The sequence below is a fragment of the Aeromicrobium massiliense JC14 genome, from assembly GCF_000312105.1.
GTDB classification, from domain to species: Bacteria; Actinomycetota; Actinomycetes; order Propionibacteriales; family Nocardioidaceae; genus Aeromicrobium; species Aeromicrobium massiliense.
This window is the reverse complement of record NZ_HE978636.1, coordinates 710,883-725,118: the sequence shown is the minus strand read 5'-3', so window position 1 is coordinate 725,118 and position 14,236 is coordinate 710,883. Positions and strand designations below refer to the sequence as shown.

The window sequence follows — 14,236 nt, the reverse complement described above, 5'->3', positions numbered from 1 at the left end:
CGCACGTGGCCCTCACCTACCGCTACGTCGCGCTCACCGACACCGGACGTCGGCGCTCCGACAACCAGGACTCCGGCTACGCCAGCCCGCGCCTGCTCGCCCTGGCCGACGGCATGGGCGGCGCGGCGGCCGGCGACCTCGCGTCGTCCACGACGATCCAGGAGATCCGCAAGCTCGACCAGGCCGGCGCCGACGACCAGGGCGAGCCGATCGAGCTGCTCGCCGGCGCGGTCGCCAACGCCAACCACGCGCTCGCCGACCTGATCGCCGACGATCCGGCCGTCGAGGGCATGGGCACGACGCTCGAGGCGCTGCTGTGGGACGGCCAGCGGTTCGCCTGGGCCCACATCGGCGACTCGCGCGCCTACCGCCTGCGCGACGGCGTGCTCGAGCAGATCAGCGACGACCACACCTTCGTGCAGTCGCTCGTCGACGAGGGACGCCTGACGCCGGCCGAGGCCCGCGTCCACCCGCACCGCTCGTTGATCCTGCGCGCCCTGCTCGGCCGCGACGACAACGACCCTGACCTCAGCTTCGTCGAGCCGCGCCCCGGCGACCGCTACCTGCTGTGCAGCGACGGCCTGTCCGACATGGTCGACGACGCCACGATCGAGAAGACGCTCGCGCTGGAGACGATCGACGTCGCGGCGACCGAGCTCGTCCGGCTGGCGCTCGAGGCCGGCGGCCACGACAACATCACCGTCGTCATCGCCGAGATGGTCGAGGACGACGCCGAGCCCGACGAGACCCTCGCCTCGGCCGACGGACGTCCGCAGCTCGTCGGCGCCGCCGCCGGCCAGCCGCGCCCGCGCACCGGCCACGCCGCGTCGGGTGCGTCCGGCCCGCCCCGCTCGTCCGGCGGATCGGGCTCCTCGGCGTCGGCGCACGACCCCGAGGAGCTGCGCTACGCACCGCGGCCGCCGCGCCGCGGCCGCTGGCTGCGACGCGTCCTGCTGGTCGTCCTCGTGCTCCTGGTGCTCGTCGGCGCGGGCGTCGCGGGGTACCGCTGGACGCAGACCCAGTACTTCGTGGCGCTCGACGGCGACACCGTGGCGGTCTACCGCGGTGTCCAGGTCGACCTGCCCGGCCTCGACCTGAGCTCGGTCGACGAGCGCACCGACATCGACGTCGACATGCTGCCGGCCTTCAGCCAGACGCGCGTCCGCGCCGGCATCGAGGCCACGAGCCGCAAGAACGCGCTGGCGATCGTGGAGAACCTGGACCTGCTCGCGGTGCGTCCGACCCCCACCCCCACGCCGGCCCCCGCGACGCCGACCACCGGCACGACCCCGAAGCTGCCGACGGCTCCGACCACGGAGCCGGGACCGTGAGCCTGCGCGAGACCGCACGCAACCAGCGCGACGCCTCCTGGGTGCCGCGCAAGCGGCGTGGGGCCGAGCTCGTCCTGACGATGATGGCCGTGGTGATCGGCATCGCCGCCTACGCCGCCGTGGGCCTGGGCACCGAGGGCACCATCCCGGCCGACACGTTCAAGCTCGGCGGCTTCCTGGCCGTCGTCGCGATCGCCACCACGTTGCTCGTGCGCCGCGTCGCCCCGTACGCCGACCCCGTGCTCCTGCCGCTCGTCATCGCGCTCAACGGGCTCGGCCTGGCGATGATCTACCGCCTGGACGTCGGTCGGCAGGCGCTCGACCCCGACCGCGCCGCGTTCGCCAACGGCCAGCTGGTCTGGACGACGCTGGGCGTGGTCGCGTTCGGCGTGACGCTCACCCTGCTGCGCGACCACCGCCGGCTGCAGGCCTTCACCTACTCCTTCGGCCTGGCCGCGATCGTGCTGCTCGTGCTGCCGCTGCTGCCTGTCGTGGGCCGCGAGATCAACGGCGCGCGCATCTGGATCAACCTCGGCCCGTTCAGCTTCCAGCCCGGTGAGGCGGCCAAGGTCTGCCTGGCGATCTTCTTCGCCGGCTACCTGGTCGTGAAGCGTGACGCCCTCGCGCTGGCGGGGCGCCGGTTCCTGGGCATCGACCTGCCGCGCGGGCGCGACCTCGGACCGATCCTGGTCGCCTGGCTGATCAGCATCGGCGTCCTGGTGCTGCAGAAGGACCTCGGCTCGTCCGTGCTGTTCTTCGGCCTGTTCGTCGTCATGCTGTACATCGCCACGGAGCGTCCGGGCTGGCTCGTGGTCGGTGCGCTGCTGGTGACCGCCGGCGTCACGCTCGGCTACTGGCAGTTCGGGCACGTGCGCACCCGCTTCGACGCCTGGCTCGACCCGTTCACCGGCGACGCCGGCTACCAGGTCAAGACCGGCCTGTTCGGCCTCGCGCACGGCGGCATCCTCGGCACCGGCTGGGGCCAGGGCAGCCCGCAGACCACGCCGTACTCGTTCTCGGACTACATCGTCGCGTCGCTGGGCGAGGAGCTCGGGCTCACCGGACTCATGGCGATCCTGCTCATCTACGGGCTGATCGTCGAGCGCGGCCTGCGCATCGCGCTCACCTGCCGCGACGGGTTCGGCAAGCTGCTCGCCGCCGGCCTGGCCGTGTCGTTCGCGCTGCAGGTCTTCGTGGTCGTCGGCGGCGTCACGCGGCTCATCCCGCTCACCGGCCTGACCACCCCGTTCCTCGCGCAGGGCGGCTCGTCGATCGTCCTGAACTGGCTGATCATCGCCCTGCTCCTGCGCATCAGCGACCAGACCCGTCGTCCGGCGCCCGCCCCGGCGTCGATGGCGTCCTCCGACACCCAGGTGGTGAGGCTGCCGTGAACAAGCCCATCCGCGTCATGGCGGTGTTCTGCCTCGTGCTGTTCGCCGCACTGCTGGTCAACGTCAACGTCGTGCAGTTCGTCCAGGCCGAGGACCTCAACGCCCGCGAGGGCAACCGTCGCGTGCTGGACGCCGAGTTCGCCCGTCACCGCGGGCCGATCCTGGTCGCCGGCGAGGCGGTCGCCGAGAGCGTGGAGTCCGACGGACGCTTCGAGTACCAGCGCCGCTACATCGACCCCGAGCTGTACGCCCCGCTGACCGGCTTCTTCTCGTACACGTACGGCCGCTCCGGCATCGAGCGCACCGAGAACTCGATCCTGTCCGGCAGCGACGACAGCCTGTTCGTCGACCGGCTCGGCGACCTGCTGGGCAACCAGCAGCCGCAGGGCGGCAGCGTCGAGCTGACCATCGATCCGGCGGCGCAGAAGGCGGCCGCCGCCGGCCTGGCCGACCTCGGCCGCGACGCCAAGGGTGCGGTCGTCGCCCTCGACCCCAGCACCGGGGCCGTGCTCGCGATGGCCAGCCAGCCGTCCTACGACCCGAACCTGCTGGCGTCCAGCGACCTGGCGAGCGTCCAGGAGAGCATGGAGGAGCTGCTCGCCGACGAGGACGAGCCGATGCTCAACCGTGGCACCCGCCAGATCCTCCCGCCCGGCTCGACGTTCAAGCTGGTCACGGCGGCCGCGGGACTGGAGCAGCTCGACATGAACCCGCGCTCCAAGGTCAAGGGCGGACGCTCGCTCAGCTTCCCCGGCCAGACCTACAAGCTGGTCAACGAGGGCGGCTCGAACTGCGGCGGCAACGTCATCACGCTCGAGCAGGCGCTGAACGTGTCGTGCAACGTCAGCTTCGGCTGGCTCGCCGACAAGCTCGGGCAGGACAAGCTCGCCGAGCAGGCGGCCAAGTTCGGCTTCGGCACCGAGCTGGGCGACGAGGTCTCGGCGGTGCAGAGCCGGTTCACCACCGAGGGCACCGAGCTGGAGCAGTCGCAGCTCGCCCAGAGCGGCATCGGCCAGTTCGAGGTCGCCGCCACCCCGCTGCAGATGGCCACCGTGGCCGCCGCCATCGCCAACGACGGCGAGGTCATGGAGCCGTACGTCGTCAAGACCCGCCGGGCGCCGAACCTGAGCGTCCTGCCCGGCAGCCCCACCGAGCCCGAGTCCCTGGGCCGCGCGATGTCCCAGGGCAACGCCGCCGAGCTCCGCACCATGATGGAGAGCACCGTCCAGGAGGGCACCGCCACCTCGGCGCGCATCTCCGGTGCCACCGTCGGCGGCAAGACCGGCACCGCGCAGTCCACGAAGGACCGCCCCCCGTACGCCTGGTTCGTCTCGTACGCGACGAAGGGCGACCGCCAGGTCGCCGTCGCCGTGGTCGTCGAGTCGAGCCGGACCAACCGCTCCGAGATCGCCGGAGGCCGGCTCGCCGGCCCCATCGCGCGATCGGTCATGGACGCGGTGATCAAGTGATGATGGAGACGAACGCATGAGCAACGACGAGCCCATCCGCCTCGGCGGTCGCTACGAGCTGGGGGCCCTGCTGGGCCGCGGCGGCATGGCCGACGTCCGGCTCGGGCGCGACCTGCGCCTGGGACGTTCCGTCGCGATCAAGCAGCTGCGCGCCGACCTCGCCGCCGACGAGACCTTCCAGGAGCGCTTCCGCCGCGAGGCCCAGTCGGCCGCGTCGCTGAACCACCCGGCGATCGTCGCGGTCTACGACACCGGCGAGGCTCCCGGGCCGCACGGGCACCCCATCCCGTACATCGTCATGGAGTACGTCGAGGGCCAGACGCTGCGCGAGGTGCTGCGCGACGGACGCAAGATCCTGCCCCAGCGCGCGCTCGACATCACCGCCGAGATCCTGTCGGCGCTGGACTACTCGCACCGCGCCGGCATCGTGCACCGCGACATCAAGCCGGCCAACGTCATGCTGACCCCCACGGGCCAGGTGAAGGTGATGGACTTCGGCATCGCCCGCGCGATCGCGGACGCCTCGTCGGCCATGACCCAGACCGCCGCGGTCATCGGCACGGCCCAGTACCTGTCGCCCGAGCAGGCCCGTGGCGAGACGGTCGACGCCCGCAGCGACATCTACTCCACCGGCTGCGTGCTCTACGAGCTGCTCACCGGACGTCCGCCGTTCGTCGGCGAGAGCCCGGTGTCGGTGGCCTACCAGCACGTCCGCGAGGAGGCCAAGCCGCCGTCGCAGCTGAACCCCGACGTCAGCGCCTCGGTCGACAACGTCGTGGCGCGGGCCCTGGCCAAGCGCGTCGACGACCGCTACCAGAGCGCCGCCGACATGCGCGCCGACATCGAGCGGGTCCAGCGCGGGCTCGCCGTCGACGCCCCGGCCGCCACCGCGCTCGCCGGCGCGACCCAGGCCATCCCCGCGGCCACCGCGGTGACGCCCGCCGTCGGCGCAGCGGCCGGCACGCGCAAGGCCGAGCCCGAGGAGAAGGGCGGCCAGCGCAAGTGGTGGGCGATCGGCATCGTCGCGGTGCTGCTGCTCGCGCTCGCCGGGTGGGGCATCTACAAGGCGACCGAGGAGGACCCGCCGCCGCCGGTGGAGACGGTGCAGGTCGAGGACGTCACGAACCGCTCCGCCGCCGAGGCCCGGACGATCCTGGAGAACCAGGGCCTGACCATCGCCGGTGAGACCCAGCAGGCCGACGAGGACGTCGCCGAGGGCAACGTCGTCCGCACCGACCCGCCCGCCGGCGAGGAGGTCGAGGAGGGCTCGGCCGTCACGCTGGTCATCAGCACGGGTCCGGGCCCGAGGGACATCCCGGACATGCAGGGCTTCTCGTACGGCGAGGCCAAGAAGCAGCTCGAGGCGATGGGACTCAAGGCCGAGCGCGAGTTCATCGACAACTCCGCCCCGCGCGGCCAGGTGGTCAACTCCGACCCCGGCGCCGGCCAGCAGGTCGAGGTCGGCAGCACCGTGAGGCTGCTCGTCTCCAAGGGCCAGGCCACCGTCCCCGACGTGGTCAACCAGCAGCTCGAGCAGGCCATCCAGGCGCTCGTGGACGCCGGCTTCGACCGGTCCAAGATCCGCACCCAGGACGACCCGAACGGCACCGCGCCCGACGGCCAGGTGACCGCCCAGTCGATCGGCTCGGGACAGCAGGTCTCGCCGGACTCGGAGATCACCCTGACGGTCTCGCGCCCGCCCGAGACCACGCCGCCGCCGGCCACCGACGGTGGGGACGAGGACGGCGACGGCCTGCCGGACGTCCCGACCCCGTAGCCCGCAGCCGGACGCACGACGGCCCCGCCACCTGTGGCGGGGCCGTCGTCGGTTCAGGGCCGGATCGCGCGGGCGTGGGTCAGGTCGACCGTGCCCTGGTAGCCCGGCGCACGCACGAGCGGGACGCGCTCGACGTCGAGCCCGAGCTCGTAGCGCTCGGCGTAGTCGCGGTAGACGTTGGCCTCGGGCGAGTCCTCGATCGCGGCCAGCAGGCTCCACTGCTCGCCGACCGCCTCGATGACGTACGGCGGGGAGTACGGGATGCCGTCGAGCACCACGGTGTTGCCGACGCAGCGGATGCCGGTGGTCGAGATGAGCCGCTGACCCTGCAGGGTCACCGCCCGGGCGCCGCCGGCCCACAGCGCGTTCACGTAGGCCTGGATGTCCTGCTGGTGCACGACGAGGTAGTTGGGGTCCAGGCCGGGCACTTCGACGCGGCGCGGCGCGTCCTCGAGCGTGACCCGCACGCCCTCGCCGGTCGCCGGCTCCAGGCCGGTCTCCGCATCGAGGTCCTCGAGGTCGTCGAGCGTGTCGTCGAGACGTCCGTCGCCGGCCTCGGCGGAGATCTCCTCGATCTCGCGGCGCAGCTCACCGGCCTCGGCGCGCTGGTCGTTGACCCGGTCGGCGCGCGACTCCAGCAGCGACCGGACGTCGCCACCGGCCGGGCGAAGGTCCGAGCCGCGGGCGTTCACGGCGGCCGTGGCGAAGAGCAGGCCGGACAGCGCGAAGATCGCGACCGCGGCGGCCGGGAACGACCGGCCGGGCCGGCGCATGCCGTGAGCGGGACGTCTCACCTGGGCCTCCTCGTGCACCGCCTGCGCGGACCCGGTGGCCCGCCCGACTAAGGTAACCGAGAGCAACCAGCGCACTCCGCACAGAGGAAGACACACCGTGGCACAGAAGAAGTCGACCGACACGCCCCGTCGCGGCCGCACCGAGGGCCGCGGCCTGGCGATCACCGTGGGCCTCGTCGGCCTGCTGTGGCTCGTGGGCTACCCGATCGCCAAGTCCGACGCCGTGGGCGTGCCCGGCATCAAGGACATCGAGGCGTACACCGCGCTCGGCGTCTGGAACTACGTCATCGGCGCGCTGCTGCTGGTGGGCGCGGTGCTGCTGGCCCGCCGGGAGCCCACGACCGGCCCCAACCGCTGGGCCGCCCCGCTCATGATCGGCTCGGCCGCCATCGGCCTGCTGTGGATCGTGGTCTTCTACGTCACCAGCGGCACCGAGCACGACATCCCGGTGTACTCCGACCTCGGCCAGTGGAACCTGGTCATCGGCATGGGCTTCATCGTGGCGGCCTTCGGCTTCGCCACGAAGTGGGAGTGACGACCCCGCTCCCCGACGACGACGGCGGCGCAGGTGCGGATGATCCGCGCCTGCGCCGCCGTCGTTCGTCCACCCCTGTGCACAACCCTGGGAATGACACCAGTGTGGTTATGCCCAGGTGTGCACAAGCCTGTGGGTAATCACACCGGTGTCATTCACAGCTGGGGACGGACCTGGGGACCGGTCACGCCGTGAGCTGGACCGTGCGGACGACCAGGCCGATCGCGCACACCGCCCACACCAGCGCCAGCGCCACCCAGTACGCCGCCGGACGGATGCGCCGCGGAGCCAGGGCCAGCACGCCGGCGAGCAGGAACCCGGTGACGAAGCCGCCCAGGTGGGCCTGCCAGCTGATGCCGCCCTGCAGGCTGATGAACGCGTTGATCGCCAGCAGCACCAGCAGCCCGCGGACGTCCTGGCCGAGCTTGAGCATCAGCACGAGCACGAAGCCGAACAGCCCGAACACCACGCCGGACGCGCCCGCGGTCAGGGCCCGCTCGTCGGAGAACCAGTAGACGACCACCGACGACCCGACCGCGAGGGTCAGGTAGGTCAGCACGTACCGCAGCGTCCCGAGCGCCCGCTCGGCCATGGGGCCGAACAGGTACAGCGCGTACATGTTCAGCAGCAGGTGCAGCACGCCGAAGTGCAGGAACGCCGAGGTGACCGGACGCCACCAGGCGCCGTCGGCCACGCCGGTGAGCAGCTCACCGCTCTCGGGCGAGAACGACGAGAGGCTCAGCATCGCGCCCCACTGGTTGAGCGTGCCGTTGTTGCCGCCCGTGGCCAGCGTGCCGACGAAGGCCAGCACGTTGATGCCGATCATCGTCATCGTGACGACGTTCTCGCGCCCGGGACGCACCGCGCCGCCCGCCATCGTGCGCGGACGGCGGACGGTGCGGCTTCCCTCGGCGACGCACTCGGGGCACTGGAAGCCCACGGACGCCTCGCGCATGCACTCCGGACAGATCGTCCGGCCGCAGCGCTGGCACGAGATGTACGCCTCCCGGTCGGAGTGGCGGTAGCAGGTCGGGCCCGAGGGCCCGGCCGGCTGGCTCATCGCCGCTCGATCTCGATCTTCTGCAGGACGACCGGCTCGGTCGGACGGTCGAAGCGGTCGGTCTTGACCGCGCCGATCGCGTCGACGACCTGACGGCTGGCGTCGTCGGCGACCTCGCCGAAGATCGTGTGCTTGCGGTTCAGCCACGTCGTGGGGACGAGGGTGATGAAGAACTGCGAGCCGTTGGTGCCGGGCCCGGCGTTGGCCATGGCCAGCAGGTACGGCTTGTCGAACTGCAGCTCGGGGTGGAACTCGTCCTGGAACTGGTAGCCGGGGCCGCCGGTGCCGTTCCCGATCGGGTCGCCGCCCTGGAGCATGAAGTCGGCGATGATGCGGTGGAACTCGAGGTCCTCGTACAGCGGGGTGGTGCGGGTCTCGCCCGTCGCGGGGTCGCGCCACTCCTTGGTGCCCTCGGCCAGGCCGACGAAGTTCTCGACGGTGACGGGGGCGTGGTTCGGGAAGAGCTCGACGACGATGTCGCCGTGGTTGGTCTTGAAGGTCGCGATCAGCTGCTCGGCCACGGGGGTCCTCTCTCGGTGGGGCCTCCATCCTCCCACGCGGGCCTGCGCGGGCACGGCGGACGGCGGCGCGGACGCTCGGCCGCGGCCCGGGCGGCTCGCTACGGTGTCCCCATGTCGAAGTCCCGCTCCCCCCGCCGTCGCCGCCTGCTCCTGCTCGTCCTCGTGGGCGTCGGGGCCTACGTCCTGAAGCAGGCCACCCGCGACCAGGGCGGCTCGTACGTCCCGCCCGGCGCCGACGACACGCTCGAGGTGCCGGCGGACGCGACCGACGAGGAGCTGCGCCGCTCCGCCCCGGCCGACCCGGCGCCGACCGCCGTCGCCGTGCCCGCGGAGGTCGAGGACGACCCGGACGTCGTGCCGCACGAGCCGCACGTCGAGCTCGTGCCCGACGAAGAGATCGACGTCGACGGGAACCAGCGGTGAGCGTCGCCGTCACCCGCGAGGGCGACGTCGCCGTCCTGACCGTCGAGGCTCCTCCGGTCAACCTGTACTCGCGCGCGCTGCACGATGCGTTCGACGAGGCGCTCGACGAGGTCGAGGCCGACCTGCCGCGCGTCGTGGTGGTCCGCGCCCGCGGTCGCGTCGTCTCCGGCGGCGTGGACGTCTCGGAGTTCCACGCGCAGCAGACCAAGCCGGCCACCAAGGCGCTGTACGACCGGATGATCGAGCTGCCCCTGCGCATCGCCGCGCTGCCGGGGCCGACCGTCTTCGCCGCCCACGGCCTGACGCTCACCTGGGCGCTCGAGGTCGCGCTCGCGTGCGACCTCGTCGTCGCCACGCCGAAGGCACGGTTCGGCCTGGTCGAGCGGGTCATCGGCCTCACGCCCACGATGGGCGGCACGCAGCGGCTGGCCGCGCGAGCCGGAGCCGCCCGAGCCAAGGAGGTCGTGTTCAGCGGCGACCTGTACGACGCCGCGACGTTCGAGCGCTGGGGCGTGGTGAATCGCGTGCTGGACGACGAGGACTTCGAGGCGGCGACGCTGGCCTACGCCGCCCGGTTCGCCGACGGCCCGACGAAGGCGTTCGCCGCGGCCAAGCAGGTGCTGCGGCACGTGGAGGCCGGCGGCGTGGCCGAGGCCGACGCACACGTCACGACGATCGCTGCCGAGCTGTTCGACACCGAGGACCTGCAGCACGGCATGGCGTCGTTCCTCCAGGACGGCCCGGGCCACGCCACGTTCCACGGCCGCTGAGCCGCGACCGGGTCAGGCGGTGGTGGCGGCCTTCGCCCGCATCGCGTGGGTGGCGCGGCGCTCCGCCCAGAAGCTGACGACCGGCAGCGTCGCCAGGATCATCGTGGTGAGCGTGAAGCCGACCGTCCAGCCGTAGCGGCGCGACAGGATCGCCACCAGCACGAGCACCACCATGAACAGCCAGCCGTGCACCATGTCGACGACCTTCACGACGTCGTCGTTGACGTTCCACCACGACGTCGGGTCGGTGCTGAGCTGGAACACGAAGGCCAGCACGACGAAGAACGTCGTGCAGCCCACGATCCAGGCCAGCACGCTGTAGGTGCGCTCCAAGCCGCCGTTCACGCGACCACTTCCCTCTGCTCGGCCGACCCGGTGGGGCCGGACTCGGTCTCGCTCCGCGCCCGGTGGGACGCGACGACGTCGTGGCTCATGCGCCACCACATGAAGATGACGAACGCCGCGAACGCCCACCACTGCCAGGCGTACGACAGGTTCTGCAGCCCGGTGGTCCAGGAGACCTCCGCGTCCGGCCCCTCGGCCAGGTCGAGGCCGGCGGCCACCGCGGGCGTCCGGTTCAGCGCGTACCCGCTGTAGAGCGGGTAGTCGAGCTCGTTGAGCAGCGCGGCGACGCGAACGCTGGCGATGACGGTCGTGCCGTCGACCTCGCGCTCGGCGTACTCGGTGCTGTCGCTCGGCTCGAGCAGCGCCTCGAGCGTGACGTCGCCGGCCGGCAGTGCCGGGTACGGGGCGACCTCGGGCGACCAGCCGCGGACGACGGCCAGCGCGGCGTCCTGGCCCTGCACCTGCAGGGTGGCGAGCAGCCACAGGCCCTCGCGGCCGTCCTGGCCCTTGCCCTCGACCCACCACTGGTCGCCGGCGAAGCGACCCGTGACGCTCACCGACCGGTCGGCCAGGTCGTCGTGGAACGCCTCGCCCGGCTGCCACAGCTCGCCCAACGGGACGGCCGCGGCCGCCTGCCGCTCCGCACGGGCGTCGTCCTGCTCGGCGGTGTAGACGCCGATCTGCCAGCGGCCCATGAGGACGCAGAAGACGAGCGCCGCCACCGCGACGAGGGTCAGCGCCGCGACGCCCGGCCGGAGCCAGTCGCGCGCGGACGACGAGGAGGACGACACGTCAGGACACGGCTCAGCGGGTGAACGGCGCCACGTCGGCGTACAGCGGGAAGCGCTTGGCCAGCTCGGTCACGCGGCCGCGCAGGGCGGCCACGTCGACGTCGCCGGGCTGCAGCGCCGCGGCGATGATGTCGGCGACCTCGGTGAACTCGGCCGCGCCGAAGCCGCGCGTGGCCAGGGCCGGCGTGCCGATGCGCAGCCCCGACGTCACCTTCGGCGGACGCGGGTCGTTCGGGACGGCGTTGCGGTTCACCGTGATGCCGACCTCGTGCAGTCGGTCCTCGGCCTGCTGGCCGTCGAACACCGAGTCGCGCAGGTCGACCAGCACCAGGTGGACGTCCGTGCCGCCGCTGAGCACCGAGATGCCCGCCGCCTTCACGTCGTCGGCCAGCAGCCGGTCGGCCAGGATGCGGGCGCCCTCGATGGTGCGCTCCTGGCGCTCCTTGAAGCCGGGCTCGAGCGCCATCTTGAACGCGACGGCCTTGGCCGCGATGACGTGCTCGAGCGGGCCGCCCTGCTGGCCGGGGAAGACCGCGGACTGGATCTTCTTGGCGACGGCGTCGTCGTTGGTCATGATCGCGCCGCCGCGCGGGCCGCCGAGCGTCTTGTGCGTCGTGGTGGTGACGACGTGCGCGTGCGGCAGCGGGCTGGGGTGCAGGCCGGTGGCCACGAGGCCGGCGAAGTGCGCCATGTCGACCCACAGCATCGCGCCGACCTCGTCGGCGATCGCGCGGAACGCGGCGAAGTCGAGCTGGCGCGGGTAGGCCGACCAGCCGGCGATGATCACCTTCGGCTGGTGCTCGCGCGCCAGCGTGGCGACCTCCTCCATGTCGACGATGCCGTCGCCGTCGACGTGGTACGGCACGACGTTGTAGAGCCGGCCGGAGAAGTTGATCTTCATGCCGTGGGTCAGGTGGCCGCCGTTGGCCAGGTCCAGGCCGAGGATCGTGTCGCCGGCGCGCGCGATGGCGTGCAGGGCGGCGGCGTTGGCCTGGGCACCCGAGTGCGGCTGGACGTTCGCGTGCCGCGCGTCGAAGAGCTGCTTGAGCCGGTCGATGGCGATCTGCTCGATCTGGTCGACGAACTCGCAGCCGCCGTAGTAGCGCGCACCGGGGTAGCCCTCGGCGTACTTGTTCGTCAGCACGCTGCCCTGGGCCTCCAGGGCGGCGACCGGGGCGAAGTTCTCCGAGGCGATCATCTCGAGCGTCGTCTGCTGGCGGTCCAGCTCGGCGTCGATGAGGCGGGCGACTTCGGGATCGAAGTCGACGAGGTGCGCGTCATGGCTCATGGTTCCCAGGGTATCGGGCCTGACCGAGGGCTCCGTGTGCCGCTCGTAACCAAGTTGCAACGGCGATGTCCTGGGGGTTGCGTCACGCGACGAGTAGCGTGTGGGCGCGCTCACCATGGCGCGACCAGACAACAAGGAGCAACACATGCGTATTCGTAGGGGTGCGGCGGCCGTCGCCGCGACCGCCCTCGCTGCCGCGGCCCTGGCCGCGTGCGGGGCGGGCAACGACTCCGAGGACTCCTCGGGCGAGGCCATCGTCGTCGGCACGACCGACAAGGTCGTCTCGATCGACCCGGCCGGCGCGTACGACAACGGCTCGCTGAACGTCCAGACGCAGGTCTACCAGTACCTGCTCAACTTCCCCGCCGGCAGCACCGAGCTCACGCCGGACGCCGCGGAGAAGTGCGACTTCACCACGCCGACCGAGTACACGTGCACGATGAAGGACGGCCTGAAGTTCGCCAACGGCAACCCGCTGACGGCCGAGAGCGTCGCGTTCTCCTACCAGCGCATCGTCGACATCAACAACCCCAACGGCCCGGCGTCGCTGCTGGGCAACATGGCCAAGGTCGAGGCGAAGGACCCCCAGACGGTCGTCTTCACGCTCAAGTCGCCCAACGACCAGACCTTCCCGCAGGTGCTCGTCACCTCCGCCGGCCCGATCGTCGACGAGAAGACCTACCCCAAGGACCGCGTGCTGAGCGACGACGAGGCGGTCGAGGCCGACGGCTTCTCCGGCCCGTACACGATCGCCAAGTACAGCAAGAACGAGGTGGCCCAGTTCAAGGCCAACCCCGACTACGACGGCACCTACGGCAAGCCGAAGGCCGACCAGGTGACGATGTCCTACTACAAGGACGCCAACAACCTGAAGCTCGACATCGAGAACAAGAAGATCGACGTCGCGTACCGCTCGCTGACCCCGACCGACATCGAGAGCCTGGAGAAGGCCGACGGCGTGACGGTCCACAAGGGCCCCGGCGGCGAGCTGCGCTACATCGTCTTCAACCTCAAGACGATGCCCGGCACCGACGAGGCGCAGAAGAACGCGGTCCGCAAGGCCGCTGCCTACTCCGTCGACCGCGCCGCGCTGAGCGAGCAGGTCTACAAGGGCACCTACACGCCGGCGTGGTCGGCCGTGCCGGAGGGCCTGCCGGGCGCCACCGAGTCGTTCAAGACCGCCTACGGCGAGAAGCCGGACGCGGCCGCGGCCAAGAAGCTGCTCGACGACGCGGGCGTCAAGACGCCGGTCGCGCTGAGCCTGCAGTACAGCCCGGACCACTACGGCTCGAACTCGGCCGAGGAGTACAACGCGGTCAAGCGCCAGCTCGAGGAGACCGGCCTGTTCAAGGTCACGCTGCAGTCGAGCGAGTGGACGACCTACAGCGAGGAGCGCGTCGCCGACTCCTACCCGGCCTACCAGCTGGGCTGGTTCCCGGACTTCCCGGACTCGGACAACTACCTGACGCCGTTCTTCGGTCCGAACAACTTCCTGCAGTCCCACTACGACGACGCCACGACCGCGGCGATGCTCGACAAGGAGCGCACCGACGCCGACACGGCCTCGCGCGAGAAGACCCTGGGCGAGATCCAGGACCGCATCGCCGACCAGGTCCCGATCCTGCCGCTGCTCACCGGCGCGCAGGTCGCGATCGGCGTCGACGAGGTCAAGGGCGTCTCGGACACCCTGGACGCGTCGTTCAAGTTCCGGTTCACGTCGCTGTCGAAGTGACGCGGGCCT

The 14,236-nt window shown here is 71.7% G+C and carries 14 protein-coding genes; 8 read left to right on the top strand and 6 right to left on the bottom strand.

Annotated features, from left to right (window positions below; translation table 11 throughout):
• Positions 1-5: 5 nt before the first annotated feature.
• The 4 genes from HGAM_RS17590 (at position 6) to pknB (ending at position 5,968) form a co-directional block, all read left to right on the top strand.
• Positions 6-1,331 carry a PP2C family protein-serine/threonine phosphatase gene (locus HGAM_RS17590; protein ID WP_019144133.1) on the top strand — a complete coding sequence of 442 codons (1,326 nt, stop codon included), beginning with the start codon at positions 6-8 and terminating at the stop codon, positions 1,329-1,331.
• Between the two features lie 80 nt (positions 1,332-1,411).
• Entirely contained in the window at positions 1,412-2,722 is a 1,311-nt protein-coding gene (locus tag HGAM_RS03735) for an FtsW/RodA/SpoVE family cell cycle protein (protein WP_081591863.1), read from the top strand.
• Entirely contained in the window at positions 2,719-4,191 is a 1,473-nt protein-coding gene (locus HGAM_RS03730) for a penicillin-binding transpeptidase domain-containing protein (RefSeq protein WP_019144131.1), read from the top strand. The genes HGAM_RS03735 and HGAM_RS03730 overlap by 4 nt, the downstream gene beginning before the upstream one ends.
• Positions 4,192-4,207: 16 nt before the next feature.
• Positions 4,208-5,968: a Stk1 family PASTA domain-containing Ser/Thr kinase gene (pknB, locus tag HGAM_RS17585; RefSeq protein WP_019144130.1), complete on the top strand. Its 1,761-nt coding sequence runs from the start codon at positions 4,208-4,210 to the stop codon at positions 5,966-5,968.
• Positions 5,969-6,021: 53 nt separating this feature from the next.
• Here pknB and HGAM_RS03720 read toward each other — a convergent pair whose 3' ends face one another.
• Positions 6,022-6,762, bottom strand: a complete 741-nt coding sequence (locus HGAM_RS03720; RefSeq protein ID WP_147543494.1) for a DUF881 domain-containing protein — start codon at positions 6,760-6,762, stop codon at positions 6,022-6,024.
• A 34-nt stretch (positions 6,763-6,796) separates the two neighbouring features.
• Here HGAM_RS03720 and HGAM_RS17580 point away from each other — a divergent pair, with 34 nt between their 5' ends.
• Positions 6,797-7,297 carry a cell division protein CrgA gene (locus tag HGAM_RS17580; RefSeq protein WP_081591790.1) on the top strand — a complete coding sequence of 167 codons (501 nt, stop codon included), beginning with the start codon at positions 6,797-6,799 and terminating at the stop codon, positions 7,295-7,297.
• Between the two features lie 184 nt (positions 7,298-7,481).
• On the opposite strand, the gene HGAM_RS17575 is transcribed toward HGAM_RS17580, so the two are convergent.
• Both HGAM_RS17575 and HGAM_RS03705 read right to left on the bottom strand, forming a co-directional pair.
• Positions 7,482-8,357, bottom strand: a complete 876-nt coding sequence (locus tag HGAM_RS17575; protein WP_020691378.1) for a rhomboid family intramembrane serine protease — start codon at positions 8,355-8,357, stop codon at positions 7,482-7,484.
• A complete protein-coding gene (locus HGAM_RS03705; RefSeq protein ID WP_019144126.1) occupies positions 8,354-8,878 on the bottom strand; it encodes a peptidylprolyl isomerase in 525 nt (174 codons plus the stop codon). Before HGAM_RS03705 ends, HGAM_RS17575 begins: the two co-directional genes overlap by 4 nt.
• 111 nt (positions 8,879-8,989) lie before the next feature.
• Between HGAM_RS03705 and HGAM_RS03700 the strand changes: the two genes are divergently transcribed.
• The gene (locus HGAM_RS03700; protein ID WP_019144125.1) at positions 8,990-9,301 is read left to right on the top strand and encodes a hypothetical protein; all 312 of its coding nucleotides are present in this window, start codon (positions 8,990-8,992) and stop codon (positions 9,299-9,301) included.
• Positions 9,298-10,071 carry an enoyl-CoA hydratase/isomerase family protein gene (locus tag HGAM_RS03695; RefSeq protein WP_019144124.1) on the top strand — a complete coding sequence of 258 codons (774 nt, stop codon included), beginning with the start codon at positions 9,298-9,300 and terminating at the stop codon, positions 10,069-10,071. The genes HGAM_RS03700 and HGAM_RS03695 overlap by 4 nt, the downstream gene beginning before the upstream one ends.
• 12 nt (positions 10,072-10,083) lie before the next feature.
• Here HGAM_RS03695 and HGAM_RS03690 read toward each other — a convergent pair whose 3' ends face one another.
• Genes HGAM_RS03690 through glyA form a run of 3 tightly spaced genes read right to left on the bottom strand, consistent with a single transcriptional unit; the run spans position 10,084 to position 12,495 of the window.
• Positions 10,084-10,416, bottom strand: coding sequence for a DUF3817 domain-containing protein (locus HGAM_RS03690; RefSeq protein ID WP_019144123.1), 333 nt, complete (start codon positions 10,414-10,416; stop codon positions 10,084-10,086).
• Positions 10,413-11,207, bottom strand: coding sequence for an SURF1 family protein (locus HGAM_RS03685; RefSeq protein WP_019144122.1), 795 nt, complete (start codon positions 11,205-11,207; stop codon positions 10,413-10,415). Before HGAM_RS03685 ends, HGAM_RS03690 begins: the two co-directional genes overlap by 4 nt.
• Positions 11,208-11,220: 13 nt before the next feature.
• A complete protein-coding gene (gene glyA, locus HGAM_RS03680; protein ID WP_019144121.1) occupies positions 11,221-12,495 on the bottom strand; it encodes a serine hydroxymethyltransferase in 1,275 nt (424 codons plus the stop codon).
• 145 nt (positions 12,496-12,640) lie between these two features.
• On the opposite strand from glyA, the gene HGAM_RS03675 reads away from it, so the two are divergent.
• Complete coding sequence (locus HGAM_RS03675; protein WP_019144120.1) at positions 12,641-14,227, top strand: ABC transporter substrate-binding protein; 1,587 nt, start codon at positions 12,641-12,643, stop codon at positions 14,225-14,227.
• Positions 14,228-14,236 lie beyond the last annotated feature (9 nt).